Source organism: Actinoplanes sp. NPDC049668 (assembly GCF_044465445.1).
Taxonomy (GTDB): domain Bacteria; phylum Actinomycetota; class Actinomycetes; order Mycobacteriales; family Micromonosporaceae; genus Actinoplanes.
Genome location: NZ_JBITLR010000002.1, coordinates 630,485 through 647,464 on the forward strand (window position 1 = coordinate 630,485; position 16,980 = coordinate 647,464).

Annotated in this window: 14 protein-coding genes; 13 read left to right on the forward strand and 1 reads right to left on the reverse strand. The window is 72.3% G+C overall.

Going from position 1 to position 16,980, the window contains the following annotated elements:
• The first annotated feature begins 6 nt into the window (after positions 1–6).
• From ACIBSW_RS09825 to ACIBSW_RS09860, 8 genes are read left to right on the forward strand one after another with little or no spacing between them, the layout of a single operon-like run.
• A complete protein-coding gene (locus ACIBSW_RS09825) occupies positions 7–504 on the forward strand; it encodes a flavin reductase family protein (RefSeq protein ID WP_354727449.1) in 498 nt (165 codons plus the stop codon).
• A 22-nt stretch (positions 505–526) separates the two neighbouring features.
• Positions 527–1,591: an ABC transporter substrate-binding protein gene (locus tag ACIBSW_RS09830; RefSeq protein WP_354727447.1), complete on the forward strand. Its 1,065-nt coding sequence runs from the start codon at positions 527–529 to the stop codon at positions 1,589–1,591.
• Positions 1,588–2,427, forward strand: a complete 840-nt coding sequence (locus ACIBSW_RS09835) for an ABC transporter permease (RefSeq protein ID WP_354727445.1) — start codon at positions 1,588–1,590, stop codon at positions 2,425–2,427. Before ACIBSW_RS09830 ends, ACIBSW_RS09835 begins: the two co-directional genes overlap by 4 nt.
• Positions 2,403–3,143 carry an ABC transporter ATP-binding protein gene (locus ACIBSW_RS09840; protein ID WP_354727443.1) on the forward strand — a complete coding sequence of 247 codons (741 nt, stop codon included), beginning with the start codon at positions 2,403–2,405 and terminating at the stop codon, positions 3,141–3,143. The genes ACIBSW_RS09835 and ACIBSW_RS09840 overlap by 25 nt, the downstream gene beginning before the upstream one ends.
• On the forward strand, positions 3,140–4,477 hold the full coding sequence (locus ACIBSW_RS09845; RefSeq protein ID WP_354727441.1) for an LLM class flavin-dependent oxidoreductase: 1,338 nt from the start codon (positions 3,140–3,142) through the stop codon (positions 4,475–4,477). The genes ACIBSW_RS09840 and ACIBSW_RS09845 overlap by 4 nt, the downstream gene beginning before the upstream one ends.
• On the forward strand, positions 4,474–5,802 hold the full coding sequence (locus ACIBSW_RS09850) for an LLM class flavin-dependent oxidoreductase (protein WP_354727439.1): 1,329 nt from the start codon (positions 4,474–4,476) through the stop codon (positions 5,800–5,802). The genes ACIBSW_RS09845 and ACIBSW_RS09850 overlap by 4 nt, the downstream gene beginning before the upstream one ends.
• Complete coding sequence (locus tag ACIBSW_RS09855; RefSeq protein WP_354727437.1) at positions 5,799–6,836, forward strand: aldo/keto reductase; 1,038 nt, start codon at positions 5,799–5,801, stop codon at positions 6,834–6,836. The genes ACIBSW_RS09850 and ACIBSW_RS09855 overlap by 4 nt, the downstream gene beginning before the upstream one ends.
• Positions 6,833–7,912, forward strand: a complete 1,080-nt coding sequence (locus ACIBSW_RS09860) for an LLM class flavin-dependent oxidoreductase (protein WP_354727435.1) — start codon at positions 6,833–6,835, stop codon at positions 7,910–7,912. The genes ACIBSW_RS09855 and ACIBSW_RS09860 overlap by 4 nt, the downstream gene beginning before the upstream one ends.
• On the opposite strand, the gene ACIBSW_RS09865 is transcribed toward ACIBSW_RS09860, so the two are convergent.
• On the reverse strand, positions 7,909–8,544 hold the full coding sequence (locus ACIBSW_RS09865) for a helix-turn-helix domain-containing protein (protein WP_354727433.1): 636 nt from the start codon (positions 8,542–8,544) through the stop codon (positions 7,909–7,911). The two genes, ACIBSW_RS09860 and ACIBSW_RS09865, sit on opposite strands and share 4 nt — an antisense overlap.
• A 159-nt stretch (positions 8,545–8,703) precedes the next feature.
• Here ACIBSW_RS09865 and ACIBSW_RS09870 point away from each other — a divergent pair, with 159 nt between their 5' ends.
• Genes ACIBSW_RS09870 through atzF form a run of 5 tightly spaced genes read left to right on the forward strand, consistent with a single transcriptional unit; the run spans position 8,704 to position 16,976 of the window.
• Positions 8,704–10,290, forward strand: coding sequence for an amino acid permease (locus ACIBSW_RS09870; RefSeq protein ID WP_354727431.1), 1,587 nt, complete (start codon positions 8,704–8,706; stop codon positions 10,288–10,290).
• Positions 10,287–11,093, forward strand: coding sequence for an urea amidolyase associated protein UAAP1 (locus ACIBSW_RS09875; RefSeq protein ID WP_354727429.1), 807 nt, complete (start codon positions 10,287–10,289; stop codon positions 11,091–11,093). Before ACIBSW_RS09870 ends, ACIBSW_RS09875 begins: the two co-directional genes overlap by 4 nt.
• Positions 11,090–11,734, forward strand: a complete 645-nt coding sequence (locus tag ACIBSW_RS09880; RefSeq protein ID WP_354727427.1) for an urea amidolyase associated protein UAAP2 — start codon at positions 11,090–11,092, stop codon at positions 11,732–11,734. Before ACIBSW_RS09875 ends, ACIBSW_RS09880 begins: the two co-directional genes overlap by 4 nt.
• A gap of 26 nt (positions 11,735–11,760) precedes the next feature.
• Positions 11,761–15,315: an urea carboxylase gene (gene uca / locus ACIBSW_RS09885; RefSeq protein WP_354727425.1), complete on the forward strand. Its 3,555-nt coding sequence runs from the start codon at positions 11,761–11,763 to the stop codon at positions 15,313–15,315.
• Entirely contained in the window at positions 15,312–16,976 is a 1,665-nt protein-coding gene (gene atzF, locus ACIBSW_RS09890) for an allophanate hydrolase (RefSeq protein WP_354727423.1), read from the forward strand. The genes uca and atzF overlap by 4 nt, the downstream gene beginning before the upstream one ends.
• The last annotated feature ends 4 nt before the right edge of the window (positions 16,977–16,980 follow it).

The window sequence follows — 16,980 nt, forward strand, 5'->3', positions numbered from 1 at the left end:
CCCCTCATGACCGTCACCGTTTCCCGCCCGACCTCGGTCGACGCCGCCCTGTTCCGTCGGGTGTTCCGCCGCCACGCCGCCGGCGTGGCCGTGGTGACCGCCGACGCCGGCCGCGGCGCCGCGGGCGTCACCGTCACGTCGCTCGCCTCGCTGTCGTCCGAGCCGCCGCTGCTGTCGTTCAGCATCACGGGCACCGCGTCGGCGTGGCCGCACCTGCGCGACGCCGGCACCGCCGTCGTGCATCTGCTGGGCGCCGCGCACACCGAGCTCGCGCGGACCTTCGCGACCAGCGGCATCGACCGGTTCGCCGCACCGACGCGCTGGCGGCGGCTGCCGACCGGCGAGCCCGTGCTGGACGACGCCGCCGCCTGGCTGCGGATCTCGATCGAGCTGCGCCATCCCGCCGGCGGATCGCACCTGGTCATCGGCCGGATCGAGGAGGTCGGTCTCGCCGAGCACAGCGCGCCACTGCTCTACCACGACGGCAACTTCCACGTTCTCTGACGCCGCAGAAAAGGACGAACCCATGAGACGAACCTCCCCCCGTACGGTCATAGCCGTCCTCGCCGCCGCCGTGCTGCTCGCCGCGGGTTGCGCCGAGGAACAGGCCGGAACCAAACTCGATCTGGCGGCGGCGCTGCCGGACCAGGTGCCCAGCGGCACCGTGCTGCGCCTCGGCGACCCACAGATCGAGTCCATCGTGAGAGTCTCCGGCCAGGACAAGGAGCTCGCCGACGCCGGTGTGAAGGTCGAGTGGGCCAACATCAGCGGCGGCCCGAAGAGCATCCAGGCGTTCCGCGCCGACAAGCTGGACTGCAGCGCGGTCGCCGACATCCCGTCGCTGTTCGCCGCGTGGACCGGCACCTCCACGAAGATCGTGTTCCAGTCGGTCACCCTCGACCCGCTGAAGTACCCGATCTACAAGCTCGGCGTCGCGCCCGGCGCGAACGTCGCGTCGCTGGCCGACCTGCGGGGCAAGAAGATCGCCTACAGCGCGGGTCAGGCACAGGGCGCCCTGGTGCTGCGGGTGCTGCAGAAGGCCGGGCTGAGCAAGCAGGACGTCAACCTGGTCGAGCTGACCAGCACCGGCGACTCCTACGTGACCGCGCTCGGCAGCAAGGCCGTCGACGTCGCGCCGATCGGCGCCCAGAACATCAAGCTCTACGAGGCCAAATACCCGGGCGCCAGCTCCATCGACACCGGCATCCGCGACGACGCCTCCACCCTGTACTGCCTTACCAGCGCGGTGCAGGACCCGCAGAAGGCGGCCGCGCTGAAGGCGTACGTCGCCGTGCGCACCAAGGCCGTGCTGTGGGCCAACGAGCACCCCGACGAGTACGCGAAGGCGTTCTACTCCGACCATGAAGGGCTCAGTGAGGCCGATGCGAAGGCGGTCGTCGAGATCAGCGGCGTCAAGGGCATCCCGGCGAGCTGGGACGCCGCCATCGCCCGCCTCCAGGAGACCGCCGACCTGCTCGCCAAGGAGCAGAACCACGAGAAGATCGACGTGAACACCCTCGTCGACCGCCGTTTCGAAGCCGTCCAGGCGGCGGCCGCCGGCTCCCAGGTGGTCACCGGTGATGCCGCATGACCGCCATCCTGCACACCCCCGAGGTGAAGGTCCGCGACCGGGTCGACGCGCGGGTCGTGCGCCGCCGGCTCGGCCCCGGCCGCCGTATCCGCTTCGCCTTCTGGATCGGCCCGGTCCTCGCGCTGGCCCTCTGGTCGGCCGGGTCGGCGACCGGCGTCATCAAGCCCGCGATCCTGTCCGCGCCGTGGGACGTGGTGGTCGCCTTCGAGGACCAGTGGGTCAACAACGACCTGCTCGGCAACATCCTCGCCTCGCTGCAGCGCGCGGCGATCGGCCTGGCCCTCGGCGTGGTCACCGGCGCGGTGCTGGCGGTCGTCTCCGGACTGTCCCGGTTCGGTGAGTCGCTGATCGACGGGCCGATCCAGATCAAGCGGTCGATACCGACGCTCGCGGTGATCCCGCTGTTCATCGCCTGGTTCGGCATCGGCGAGGAGATGAAGATCATCACGATCGCGCTGATCAGCCTCGTGCCGATCTACATCCACACCCACAACGGGCTGCGCTCGATCGACGGCAGGTACGCCGAACTGGCCGAGACCATCGGCATCAACCACGGCGAGTTCGTCCGCCACGTGGTGCTGCCCGGCGCGCTACCCGGGTTCCTGCTCGGCATGCGGTTCGCCGTCACCGCGGCGCTGCTCGGCCTCGTGGTCGTCGAGCAGTACAACGCGGTCGCCGGCGTCGGCCACATGATCACCCTGGCCGAGCAGTACGGGCAGACCGACGTGATCGTCGTCGGCCTGGTCATCTACGGGATCTTCGGCTACTGCGCGGACAGCGCGGTGCGCCTCACCGGAAGGAAGGCGCTGGCATGGCGACAGACGCTCGACGGCTGACCAGGGACCTCGCGGTCCGCGTCCGCGACCTGCACCGCAGCTTCAACTCCGACGGCGGGGTCCTCAACGGTCTCGACCTGGACATCGCCGCCGGCGAGTTCGTCGCCCTGATCGGCCGCTCCGGCACCGGCAAGAGCACCCTGCTGCGGGCCCTCGCGGGCCTGGACCGCGACGTCGCCGGGCACGGGCGGATCACCGTCCCGGAGCAGGTCTCAGTGGTCTTCCAGGACTCCCGGCTGCTGCCCTGGAAGCGGGTCCTGGACAACGTCATTTTCGGGCTGCGCGGCTCGGACGCCGGCGACCGGGGCCGGCAGGCGCTCGAGGAGGTCGGACTCGCCGGGCGGGAACGCGCGTGGCCGTACCAGTTGTCCGGGGGTGAGCAGCAGCGAGCCGCGCTCGCGCGCTCGCTGGTCCGCGAACCGCAACTGCTGCTCGCCGACGAACCGTTCGGCGCCCTGGACGCCCTGACCCGCATCCGCATGCACGCCCTGCTGCGCAAGCTGTGCGAGGCACACCGGCCGGCCGTGCTGCTGGTCACCCACGACGTCGACGAGGCCATCGTGCTCGCCGACCGGGTGATCCTGCTCGACGCCGGTGTGGTGCGCACCGACGTCCGCGTCGAGCTCACCCACCGGTCCCGCTCCGACGCCGGGTTCGCCAAGCTGCGCACGCTGCTGCTGGACGGTCTGGGCGTGGACGAGGAGGTCCGGCGATGACCCGCAACCCGAACCGGCTGCACCTCAACGCGTTCCTGATGGGCGTCGGGCACCACGAGGCGTCGTGGCGTCTGCCCGAGAGCGACCCGTACGCGAGCTGGAGCGTCAAGCACTACCAGGAGCTGGCCCGCACCGCCGAACGCGGGCGGCTGGACTCGCTGTTCCTGGCCGACAGCCCGGTGCAGCAGGGCGACCCCGGCCGCCGGCCGACCGGCAAGCTGGAACCCACCGTGCTGCTGACCGCGCTGGCCTGCGTCACCGAGCACATCGGACTGATCGCCACCGCCTCCACCTCCTACAACGAGCCCTACAACCTGGCCCGGCGGTTCTCGTCCCTCGACCACGTGTCGGGCGGCCGGGCCGGGTGGAACATCGTCACCACCGCCGGCGCCGACGCGGCCCGCAACTTCGGCCTCGAGGACGTGCCGCCGCACCGGGAGCGCTACGAGCGGGCGGACGAGTTCCTGGAGGTCGCCACGAAACTGTGGGACAGCTGGGCCGACGACGCCGTCATCGCCGACAAGGAGGGCGGCGTCCACTCCGACGCCGCCAAGGTACGGGCGATCGACTATCGGGGCCGGTTCTTCCGGGTGGACGGGCCGCTCAACGTGCCGCGGTCGCCGCAGGGCTGGCCGCTGCTGGTGCAGGCCGGCTCGTCGGAGGACGGCAAGGGCTTCGCCGCCAAGTGGGCCGAGGCGGTCTTCACCGCCCAGCAGACCCTCGGCGAGGCACAGGCCTTCTACCGCGACCTCAAGCGGCGCACCGCCGCGGCCGGCCGCGACCCGAACGGCATCAAGATCCTGCCCGGGATCGTGCCGGTCATCGGCGACACCGAGGCGCGGGCCCGCGAACTCGACGCCGAACTGGAACGGCTGATCAGCCCCGAGTACGCCCGCAAGCAGCTCGCCGAACGTTTCAACCTGGACCCGGCCGACCTGCCGCTGGACGAGCCGCTGCCGGACAACCTGCCGACCGAGGACGAGATCGAGGGCGCGAAGAGCCGCTTCACCCTGATCGTCGACCTGGCCCGCCGGGAGAACCTGACGGTGCGGCAGCTCATCGGCCGCCTCGGCGGAGGCCGCGGCCACCGCACCTTCGCCGGCACCCCGGAGCAGGTCGCCGACACCATCGAGGAGTGGTTCGACGCCGGGGCCGCGGACGGCTTCAACATCATGCCCGCGGTGCTGCCGTCCGGCCTGGTCACCTTCGTCGATCACGTGGTGCCGATCCTGCAGCGGCGGGGCCGGTTCCGCACCGACTACGAGGGCACCACCCTGCGCGACCACTACGGCCTCCCCCGCCCCGCCGACAGCCTGGAGTTGATAGCGCAATGAGCCGGCAGCTGCATTTCAACCTGTTCCTGCACGACACCGGCCACCACGAGGCGTCCTGGCGACTGCCGGAGTCCGACCCGTACGCGAATCTGTCGCTCGCCGCCCACCAGCACCTGACCCGCGTCGCGGAGGAGGCGAAGTTCGACTCGGTGTTCCTCGCCGACAGCCCGGTGCTGTGGAGCGACCCGGGCCGCCGCCCCGCCGGCAAGCTGGAGCCGACGTTGCTGCTCGCCTCGCTGGCCGCGACCACCACCCGGATCGGCTTGATCGCGACCGCGTCCACCTCGTACAACGAGCCCTTCAACCTGGCCCGGCGGTTCGCCTCGCTGGACCACCTGTCCGGTGGCCGGGCCGGCTGGAACATCGTCACCACCGCCGGGGAGGCGGCCGCCCGCAACTTCGGCCTGGACGAGCAGCCCCAGCACCGGAACCGTTACGAACGGGCCGACGAGTTCCTCGAGGTCTCCACGAAGCTGTGGGACAGCTGGACCGACGACGCGATCGTCGCCGACAAGCGGGCCGGCGTGCACGCCGTGCGGGACCGGGTCCGCGGCATCGACCACCGCGGCACCTACTTCCGGGTGGACGGGCCGCTGAACGTGCCCCGCTCCCCGCAGGGATACCCGCTGCTGGTGCAGGCCGGCTCGTCGGACAACGGCAAGGAGTTCGCCGCCAAGTGGGCCGAGGCGATCTTCGTCGCCCAGCCGACCCTGCGGGAGAGCCAGGCCTTCTACGCCGACCTGAAGCGCCGCGCCGTGGCGGCCGGCCGCGACCCCGATCACGTCGTCATCCTGCCCGGCATCGTGCCGGTCATCGGCGACACCGAGGCGCAGGCCCGCGAACTCGACGCCGAACTGGAGCGGCTGATCGCCCCGGAGTTCGCGGTCGCCACCCTGGCCACGGTCCTGGGGGTGGACGCCGACCGGCTCAAGCTGGACGAGCCGCTGCCGGCGGATCTGCCCGGCGAGGACGAGATCGAGGGCCACAAGAGCCGGCGCACCCTGATCGTCGGTTGGGGCCGGCGGGAGAACCTGACGGTGCGCCAGCTCATCGGCAAGCTCGGCGGCGGTCGCGGGCACCGCACGTTCACCGGTACGCCCGTCCAGGTCGCCGACACGATCCAGCACTACTTCGAGAACGGGGCCGCGGACGGCTTCAACATCATGCCGGCGGTGCTGCCGTCCGGCATCGAGGCGTTCGCCGCCAAGGTCGTGCCGATCCTGCAGGAACGCGGTCTGTTCCGCACCGAATACACCGGCCGCACGCTGCGCGAACACTACGGGCTCCCCCGTCCCGCCAACCACCTGGAGCTGATTTCCCGATGACCGTTCCGCTGCGCCCGTTCGGCCGTACCGGCGTCAAGGTCGGTGCCCTCGCCCTGGGCACCATGATGTTCGGTTCCCGCGGCAATCCCGACCACGACGACAGCATCCGGATCATTCACCACGCCCTCGACGCCGGCATCAACCTGATCGACACCGCCGACGTCTACAGCCAGGGCGAGTCCGAGACGATCGTCGGCAAGGCCCTGCTCGGCCGCCGCGACGAGGTCTTCCTGGCCACCAAGTTCCACGGCCAGATCGGCACCGACCCGAACCACTTCGGCAACTCCCGCCGCTGGATCGTCCGCGCGGTCGAGCACAGCCTGCGCCGCCTGCAGACCGACCACATCGACCTCTACCAGGTGCACCGGCCCGAGGAGGACACCGACTTCGACGACACCCTCGGCGCCCTGTCCGACCTCGTGCACCAAGGCAAGATCCGTTACCTCGGCACGTCCACCTTCGCGCCGTCGGCGATCGTCGAGGGCCAGTGGATCGCCGAGCGGCGCGGCCGCGAGCGGGTCGTCGCCGAGCAGCCGCCGTACTCGATCCTGGCCCGCGGCATCGAGCGCGAGGTCCTCCCGGTCGCCCAGCGGTACGGCCTCGCCGTGATCGGTTGGAGCCCGCTCGCCGGTGGCTGGCTGACCGGGAGGTTCCGAGCCGGCGGCGCCCAGCCGTCGAGCAGCCGCGCGGGCCGGCAGCCCGGCCGCTTCGAGATCGACGCCCCCGAGAACGCGGCCAAGGTCGCCGCCGTCGAGGCCCTCGCCGAGCTCGCCGAGCAGTCCGGCCTGTCGCTGATCCACCTGGCGCTCGGGTTCGTCCTCGAACACCCCGCGGTCACCGCCCCGATCATCGGCCCGCGCACCCTCGAACAGCTCGAAGGCCAGCTCGGCGCCGCCCGGGTCCGCCTCAGCCGGGACATCCTCGACGAGATCGACAAGATCGTGCCGCCCGGCGTCACCCTCTCCGCCCGCGACCAGGGCTACCACCCGCCGGCGCTCACCGACCCGGCCCGACGCCGTAGGAGCGCGGCATGAGCGAGCCGACTTTTCTGTGGTACATCCCGAACACCGTCGAGCCCGGGCACCGCGGCGACGACACCGTCAGCGGGTACGGCACCCTCGACCACAGCGTCGACCTGGCCCGGACCGCCGAGGAACACGGCTGGTCGGGGGCGCTGATCGGCACCGGCTGGGGCCGGCCGGACACGTTCACCGTCGCCACCGCGATCGCGGCACGGACCACGACGTTCCGGCCGCTGGCCGCGATCCGGCCCGGTTACTGGACCCCGGCGCACTTCGCCAGCGCCGCGGCGACGCTCGACCACCTCAGCGGCGGCCGCCTGCTGATCAACATCGTCAGCGGGCAGGACAATCTCGCCGCCTACGGCGACGTCGAGGGCGATCAGAGCCAGCGGTACGCGCGGACCAGGGAGTTCATGCGCATCGTACGCAGGCTGTGGACCGAGCAGAACGTGACGTACGCCGGGGAACACTTCAGCGTCACCGACTCGACGGTCGCGCTCCGGCCGTACCGTCAAGGTCCTCGCCTGTATTTCGGTGGCGCGTCAGCCGCCGCCGAGAAGGTCGCCGCGACCGAGGCCGACGTGCAGCTGTTCTGGGGCGAGCCGCTCGACGGCATCGCCGAGCGCATCGACCGGCTCCGCGGCCTCAGCGCCGAACTGGACCGCGACCTACCGCCGCTGGAGTTCGGGCTGCGCATCACCACGCTGATCCGCGACACCACGGAGGAGGCCTGGCGGGACGCCGAGGCGAAGGTCGCCGAGCTGGGCACCCGCCCGGCGAGCGGCCGGTGGCCGCACCAGCAGCGCGGACCCGCGGTCGGCCAGCAGCGGCTGCTCGACCTGGCCGACCGCGGCGACGTGCTGGACACCTGCCTGTACACGGCGCCGGGCCGCCACGGCGGAGGCGGGGCCGGCACGACGTGGCTGGTCGGGTCGGCCGACGACGTGGCCGCGGCCCTGCGCCGCTACGCCGAACTGGGCATCAGCCACTTCGTGCTCTCCGACACCCCCTACAAGCGGGAGACCGCCCGGGTCGGTGACGCCCTGATCGGCCGCCTGCGCGAACCGGCGCCGGTGGTCGGCGGCTAGGGCCGGTTCGCGGTTGCTCCGACCAGGCGCAGGGCGGCGGCGGTGACCGCGCGCTGCAGTCTCTCGGGCGGGGCGAGGGTGGGCAGCTCGCGGCGCATCTCGATGACGCTTTCCACCAGGCCGAAGACCAGGTCGCCGACGATGTCCGGGTCGTCGATGCCGCCGGTGGCGGCCGCGGCCGCGAGGGTGCGGTAGGTCCGGCGCAGCTGTTCGCGTTCGTGGCGGAACCGGGTGAAGGGTTCGGTGGCGACCTCGGGCAGGGCGTAGAGGATGCCGACGTTCCAGCGGGCGCCGAGCAGGACGCCGACGTCGTACTCCACCAGGTCGTGCAGGGCGGCCGCGGGGTCCAGGTCCTGGCCGGCGAGCTCCTCGGCGTGGGTGAGGGTCGGGCGGACGGTGGCCTCGAGCAGTTCGGCGAGGATCTGTTCCTTGTTGGCGAAGTGGTAGTAGAGCGACGCCTGGCGGATGCCGACGGTCTCGGCGATGAGCCGGGTGGACGTGGCGGCATAGCCGCGCTGGACGAAGAGTTCGGCGGCGGCGTCGAGGATCTCCTCGCGGGCGGTGGCGTCCGGGAGGCGCCGGGCGCCGGAGCGGGGCCGGCCGGCGGTCGGCGTCGAGGGCGAGGGGCTCACGCCTGCATCGTCGCATGTGGTGCGGTCACCACCGGCCGGGCGGCGTGGTAACCCCGGCGACACACCCGGTAACTCAAGATTAACGGCGCAGAAACCCTCGTCGATGAACGCCTCCCTCAGCCTGTCACTTGACAGGTATTCCGGCCCGAGGAGGCGGTCATGTCAACTACCCCCGTACTGTCGGCACCACCCCCGAGCGACAAGGCCGACGCCGCCGACCTGCGCGGTTTCGGGTACCAGCCGGAGCTGCGCCGCGGTCTGGGCAGCTACGCGTCGTTCGCCGCCGGGTTCTCCTTCGTCTCGATCCTCACCACGGTCTTCCAGCTTTTCGCCTTCGGCTTCTCGTTCGGCGGCCCGGCCTTCTTCTGGACCTGGCCGCTGGTCTTCGCCGGCCAGTTCCTGGTGGCGCTCAACTTCGCCGAGCTGGCCGCCCGCTACCCGCTGTCCGGCTGCATCTACCAGTGGTCGCGGCGGCTGGCCAACGCCACGGTCGGATGGTTCGCCGGCTGGGTCATGATCATCGCCCAGATCGCCACGGTCGCCGCCGCCGCGATCGCGCTGCAGGTGGTGCTCCCGTCGATCTGGTCCGGGTTCCAGCTCGTCGGCGACGATCCGGCACTCACGTCGACCAGTGGCGCCACCAACGCCGTCGTCCTCGGCTCCATCCTGATCGCGCTGACCACCCTGGTGAACGTCCTCGGTGTCCGCCTGATGGCCATTGTGAACAGCACCGGCGTCACCCTGGAGATCATCGGCGTGGTCGCGGTGGTGGTGCTGCTGCTGGTCAACGCCGAACGCGGGCCCGGCGTCGTCTTCGACACCGGTGGCGCCGGCAGCGGCCTCGCGTACGTCGGCCCGTTCCTGGTCTCGGCACTGATGGCCGCGTACGTGGTCGTCGGCTTCGACAGCGCCGGCGAGCTCAGCGAGGAGACCCGCGACCCGCGGCACACCGCACCCCGCACGATCCTGCGGGCGCTCGCCGCCGCCGGCATCGGCGGCGGCCTGATGCTACTGGCCGCCCTGATGGCCGCGCCCAGCCTCACCGACGGCCGGCTCGCCACCGAAGGCCTGCCCTACGTGCTGACCAGCCGCCTCGGCGAGACCGGCGGCCGGATCCTGCTGATCGACGTCGCCATCGCCGTCGCGGTCTGCACCCTCGCCATCCAGACCGCGGGCAGCCGCATGATCTTCTCGATGGCCCGCGACGGCGTCCTGCCGTTCTCCGCCGCCCTGAGCAGGGTGCCGGCGCGCACGGGAACTCCGACGGTGCCGGCGATGGTCGTCGGGGTCGGCGCGATCGCGGTCCTGCTCGTCAACATCGGCCAGGCGGCCCTGTTCACCGCCGTCACCAGCGTCTGCATCGTGATGCTCTACATCGCCTACGCCCTGGTCACGATCCCGCTGCTGCTCCGCCGCCGTAAGGGCTGGCCGAACGGCGAGGAGGCGACGGGTACCGAACGCGGCGGACGGCTGTTCGCGCTCGGCCGGTTCGGGATCGTCGTCAACGTCCTGGCCGTCGTCTACGGCATCGGCATGATCCTCAATCTCGGCTGGCCACGGCAGGAGGTCTACGACCCGGCCGGCACCCACTGGTACCTGCACTACTTCTCGCTGCTGTTCGTCGGCGGCGCCCTGCTCGTGGGCGGCCTCGCCTACCTGCGCTACCGCAGCCGCGCACACGCCCTGCAGCCGCGGCTGTCGTTCCCGGCCGTCGTCCCCGCCGCTCTCGAGGGAGAGACCGCGTGAGCACCGCGACCACCGCGGGAGCCCGCGAACACGCGCGCGCCCAGGGCGGAACCGTCGTCGACTGCATGCCGATCGTGCCCGCCACCCGGCTCGGCGAGAACCTCACCTGGGCCGAGACCATTCCCGGCGGCGGCTACGCGAGCAGGCGCCTCGCCCGCGGAACCACGCTGCGCCTGACCGACCTGCACGGTGACGCCTGCGTCTCGGTGCTGCTGTTCAACGCCGACGAACCGTGGGAGCGGCTCAACGTCGCCGACACCGTGAAGGTGCTGTGGCAGGCCTACGTCGGGGAGGGCCACCTGCTCCTCTCCGACCAGGGCCGGGTCCTCGCCTCGGTCACCGCCGGGGCGCGGGACCGCTCGGACACCTTCTGCGGCACGAGCACCCGAGGCGGCAACACCGAGAGGTACGGCGACGGCAGCCCGCACGGCCCGTCGCCGGCCGGCCGGGAACTGTTCGCTCTCGCCGCCGCCAAACACGGCCTCACCCGCCGCGATCTGCCGCCGAGCATCTCCTTCTTCCAGGGGGTACGGGTCGGCGACGACGGCACGTTCACCCGGCTCGGCCCGGCCGGACCGGGAGCGACGGTCGAACTGCGGGCCGAGATGCCGGTCACGGTGCTGCTGGCCAACGTTCCGCACCCGCTCGACCCGCGGGAGGCGTACACCTGCACCCCGGTCGAGATCAGGGCCTGGAGGGGCGCGCCCACCGTGCACACCGACCAGCTCTGGTCCCGCTCACCGGAAGGCGAGCGCGCCTTCGCGAACACCGCCGACTACCTCACCGCCCGGGGGATCGCATGACCGTCTCCGCCGCCGAATCGCCCGCGCTGGTGCCGGGCACGATCGTCCTCGACCAGCGGGTCGCGGCGCGCGCGCCGTGGTCGGCGATCGTGCGTCGCGGACAGGTGCTGACCATCGTCGACCTGCACGGCAACCAGGCCGTCGACTGCCTGATCTACAACGCCGACGACACCGCCGAGCGCTACTCGGCACCGGACACCGTGGCCGCCCAGGGCGGCATCTTCCTCACCACCGGCAGCGTGCTCCGCTCCTGCGAGGGCCGCCCACTGATGACGGTGGTGGCCGACGAGGTCGGCCGGCACGACACCGTCGGCGGCGCCTGCAGCCGCGAGTCCAACACCCTCCGGTACGGCCAGCACACCAAACACCAGCACGCCTGCGTCGAGAACTTCCTGACCGAGGGCTCGAGGTGGGGGCTCGGCAAACGCGACCTGGTCAGCAACATCAACTGGTACATGAACGTCCCCGTCGACCCGGACGGCAGCCTCGGCATCGTCGACGGCATCTCCGCACCGGGCCTGCGCGTCGCGTTGCGCGCCGAGATGGACGTGCTGGTGCTGGTGTCGAACTGCCCGCAGATCAACAACCCGTGCAACGGCTTCGACCCGACGCCCGTGCGCATGGTCGTCACGTCCTCCTGACCGCCGGCGCAGAAAGGCCCGCTCCCATGTTCGACACCCTGCTCGTCGCCAACCGCGGCGAGATCGCCTGCCGGATCATCCGTACCGCCGAGCGGATGGGCCTCAAGACCGTCGCGGTCTTCTCCGACCCGGACCGGGCCGCGCCGCACGTGCGGATGGCCGACCTGGCCGTACGCCTCGGCCCCGCCCCGGCCCGCGACAGCTATCTGCTCGTCGACCGGGTGCTCGACGCCGCGCTGTCCACCGGTGCCGGCGCCGTGCACCCCGGCTACGGCTTCCTCTCCGAGGACGCCGGGTTCGCCACCGCCGTCGAACAGGCCGGGCTCGCGTTCGTCGGTCCCACCCCGCCGCAACTCACCGCGTTCGGCGCCAAGCACACCGCCCGGAGCCTGGCCCAGGCCGCCGGAGTGCCGATGATCGACGGAACCGGCCTGCTCTCCGGCCTCGACGAGGCCCTCGACGCCGCGGAGCGCATCGGCTACCCCGTCATGGTCAAGGCCACCGGCGGGGGCGGCGGCATCGGCATGCAGGCCTGCCACAGTTCCGCCGAACTGACCGCGGCGTACGACCGGGTCGAACGGATGGCCGTGGCCAGCTTCGGCAGCGGCGGCGTCTTCCTCGAACGCTTCGTGCAGCGAGCCCGCCACGTCGAGGTGCAGGTCTTCGGCGACGGCGCAGGCCGCGTGGTCGCGCTCGGCGATCGCGACTGCAGCCTGCAGCGCCGCAACCAGAAGGTGATCGAGGAAGCGCCCGCGCCGGGTCTGCCCGATGCGGTCCGCGAGCAACTGCACACCTCGGCGACGGCGCTGTGCGCGTCCGTGAACTACCGCTCGGCGGGCACTGTCGAGTTCGTCTACGACGCCGAACGTGAACAGGCCTCGTTCCTCGAGGTGAACGCCCGCCTGCAGGTCGAGCACCCGGTCACCGAGGAGACCTGGGGCGTCGACCTCGTCGAGTGGATGCTGCGCCTGGCCCAGGGCGACGACACCGTCCTCGACACCCCTCGCAGGGCGGCCGGTACGGCCGTCGAGGCCCGCGTCTACGCCGAGGACCCGACCCAGGGGCACCGCCCCAGCGCCGGCCTGATCACCGGCGTGCGGTTCCCGGACGACGCGCGCGTCGACGGCTGGGTGGAGGCCGGCACCGAAGTGTCCACCTCGTACGACCCGATGCTCGCCAAGGTCATCGTCACTGGCGCCACCCGCGACGCGGCGTACGCGAAGCTCCGCACCGCCCTCGCGGCCACCCGCGTGGACGGCATCGAGACCAACCTCGGCCTGCTGCGCGCCGCGGCCGCCGACGAGGCCGTGCTGGCCGCCCGGCACTGCACCGCCACCCTCGCCGACGTGCACGACGTCGAGCCGCGCATCGTGGTCGAACGACCCGGCACGCTGACCGCGGTGCAGGACTGGCCCGGCCGTACCGGCCTCTGGGAGGTCGGTGTCCCGCCGTCCGGACCGATGGACGACCTCTCCTTCCGCCTCGGCAACCGCGCCCTCGGCAACCCCGAAGGCGCTCCCGGCCTGGAATGCACCGTCGACGGTCCGGCCCTGCGCTTCACCGCGGCGGCCACGGTCTGCGTCACCGGCGCCGCCGCGCCGGTCACCGTCGACGGCGTGCGCGTCCCCCGCTGGACGCCGGTACCCGTCCCGGCCGGCGGCGTGCTGGACGTCGGGAAGGCCACCGACGGCGGGCTGCGCAGCTACATCCTGTTCGCCGGCGGTCTCGACGTGCCCCCCTACCTGGGCAGCGCCGCCACCTTCACCCTCGGCCAGTTCGGCGGTCACGGCGGGCGCACCCTGCGCGTCGGCGACGTCCTGCGCCACCGCGAACCCACCGGACCGGTCGCCGGCCCGGTGCCTCTCGACCAGCGCCCGGCCATCCGGCGGGACTGGCGGATCGCCGTCACCGAGGGACCGCACGCCGCCCCCGAGTTCTTCCTCCGCGAGGACATCGACACCTTTTACGCCGCCGAGTGGCAGGTCCACTTCAACTCCGCCCGCACCGGCGTGCGCCTGGTCGGCCCCAAACCCCGCTGGGCGCGCACCGACGGCGGCGAGGCCGGGCTGCACCCGTCGAACATCCACGACACCCCGTACTCGGTCGGCGCCGTCGACTTCACCGGCGACGTGCCCATCCTGCTCGGACCCGACGGCCCCAGCCTCGGCGGATTCGTCTGCCCGGCCACCGTGATCACCGCCGAACGCTGGAAACTCGGCCAGCTCAGCCCCGGCGACACCGTCCGGTTCGTACCCGTCTGCGACGACACCGCGCTGAAACTGCGTACCCGGCCACTCGCCCCGGTGACGCCGCTGACCACCGGCGACGACGGCGTTCTCGCCCGCCGCGAGCCCACCGACACCGCACCGGCGGTCACCTACCGCCGCTCCGGCGACGACAACCTGCTCGTCGAGTACGGGCCGATGACCCTCGACCTCGGCCTACGGATGCGCGGACACGCTCTGATGGACCGGCTCCGCGCCGAGGGCCTGCCGGGCGTCGTCGACCTCACCCCCGGCATCCGGTCGCTCCAGATTCACGTCGACCCCGGCCGTCTGCCCGTACGCCGGCTGCTCGGCCTGGTCCGCGAGATCGAGGACGAACTGCCCGCCATCCGCGAACTCGCGGTGCCCAGCCGGACGGTGCACCTGCCGCTGTCCTGGGACGACCCGGCCACCCGGGAGGCGATCGCCCGCTACATGGCCGGCGTCCGCGACGACGCCCCGTGGTGCCCGTGGAACATCGAGTTCATCCGCCGGGTCAACGGACTCGACAGCGTCGACGACGTCTACCGCACCGTCTACGACGCCAGCTACCTCGTCCTCGGCCTCGGCGACGTCTACCTCGGCGCCCCGGTCGCCACCCCACTCGACCCGCGGCACCGCCTCGTCACCACGAAATACAACCCGGCCCGCACCTGGACGCCGGAGAACGCGGTCGGCATCGGCGGCGCCTACCTGTGCGTCTACGGCATGGAAGGGCCCGGCGGTTACCAGTTCGTCGGCCGCACCGTGCAGGTGTGGAACCGGTGGCGGCGCGAGCCCGGCGACCCGTGGCTGCTGCGCCACTTCGACCGGATCTCCTGGTACCCGGTCGGCGCCGAGGAACTGCTCGACCTGCGCGCCGACATCGCGGCCGGGCGGCACCGGCTGCGCATCGACGACGGCACCTTCCGGCTCGCCGACCACGAGGACTTCCTCGCCGCGAACGCCGCCTCCATCGCGGACTTCCGGGCGACGCAGGCCGCCGCCTTCGGACAGGAACGACAGGCGTGGGCCGCCGCCGGCGAGTTCGACCCGCGGCCCGAGCCCGAGGCACCGCCGCCCGCCGGCGAGGTGACCGTTCCCGACGGCGGCGTGCTGATCGAGGCGCCGTTCGTGTCCAGCGTGTGGCGCATCGACGTGCGCCCCGGCGACCGGGTGACCGCCGGTCAGCCGCTGCTCGCGCTGGAGGCGATGAAGCTGGAGAGCGTGGTCACCGCCCCGCAGGACGGCGAGGTCGCCGTCGTCCTGGTCAAGCCCGGCAGCCAGGTGGCGCCGGGCAGCCCACTGCTCGTACTCGCCGGAAGGACCACCGCATGACCCCGCAGGACCGCGTCCGCGACGCCTACGCCCGGCTCGCCCTCGGCGAGCGACCCGAAGCGTGGATCACCCTGCGCGACGAACAGGACGTGCTGGCCGAGGCGGCGGCCCTGGAAACCCGCCTGGCGGCGGGCGAAACGCTGCCACTGTCCGGATCGCTCCTGGCGGTCAAGGACAACATCGACGTGGCCGGGCTTGCCACAACGGCAGGATGCCCGGGGTACGCCTACCGTCCGTCCCGCAGCGCCCCGGCGGTCCAGCGGCTCGTCGACGCGGGCGCGATCGTGCTCGGCAAGACCAACCTGGACCAGTTCGCGACCGGGCTCGTCGGGACCCGCAGCCCGTACGGCGCGGTGCGCGACGCCCGCGATCCGCAGCGGGTCTCCGGCGGGTCCAGCTCCGGGTCGGCCGTGGTCGTAGCGCTGGGCATCGCGGACCTGGCACTCGGCACCGACACCGCGGGCTCCGGGCGGGTGCCGGCCGCCTTCCAAGGCATCGTCGGGATCAAGCCGACCCGTGGCCTGGTGCCCACCGAGGGGGTCGTGCCCGCCTGCCGCAGCTTCGACTGCGTCACCGTCCTCGCCCGCACCCTCGGCGCGGCACAACAAGCGATCACGATCATGAGCGATGCGGCGTGGCCGGTGGACGCGCCCCTTGCCGCTCCGCCTCAGCCGGTGGTCGCGGTTCCGGACCGCGGCGAGCTCACCGGCCTGTCCGAGGAGTGGCGCGACGCCTTCGAGCAGGCGGCCAAGATCCTGGAGACCGGTGGCGCGCGGCTGCGGCCGATCCGGCTCGCACCGTTCCTCGCCGCCGCGAAACTGCTCTACGGCGGCGGCTTCGTCGCCGAACGCTACGCCGCCGTCGGCGCCTTCATCGACGAGCACCCCGACGGCGTGGACCCGACCGTCGGGGCGATCATCTCCGCGGCCCGGGACATCCCCGCACACGTGCTCGTCGCCGACACCGAGCGCCTGGAACGGCTGCGTGCCGAGGCGATGGCCGAGTGGGGCGACGCGGACGCGCTGCTGCTGCCCACCGCCCCGATCCACCCCACGATCGCGGAGGTCACCGCGGATCCGGTCGGCGTCAACGCGCTCGTCGGCACGTACACCAACTTCTGCAACCTCTTCGACCTCGCCGCCGTCGCCGTCCCCGCCGGCGAGACCGGCGACGGACCCTTCGGCGTCCAGGTGATCGCCCGCGGTTTCGCCGACGCGGTCGCCGCCGGCGTCGCCGCGCTGCTGACCGGTTCACCCGTGCCGGCACCGGCCGCCGCGGGTCTACGGCTGCTCGTCGTCGGTGCGCACCTGACCAGCCAGCCGCTCAACTCGCAGCTCACCACCGTCGGCGCCCGGTACGCCGGCCGGGTCCGCACCGCACCGGAGTACCGCCTGCACGCCCTGCCCACCCACCCGCCGAAGCCGGGACTCGTCCGGGTTGCCGCCGGCGGCGCGAGCATCGAGGGCGAGGTGTGGGAGCTTCCCCCGGCCGCGCTCGGACCGTTCCTCGCCGCCCTGCCGGAACCCATGGTCCTCGGCAAGGTACGACTCACCGACGGCACCTCCGTCACCGGCTTCCTCTGCGAGACCGCCGCCGTCGAGGGGGCCACCGACATCACCGCCCACGGCGACTGGCTCGCCTACCTCACGTCCCGGAAGTGACGCC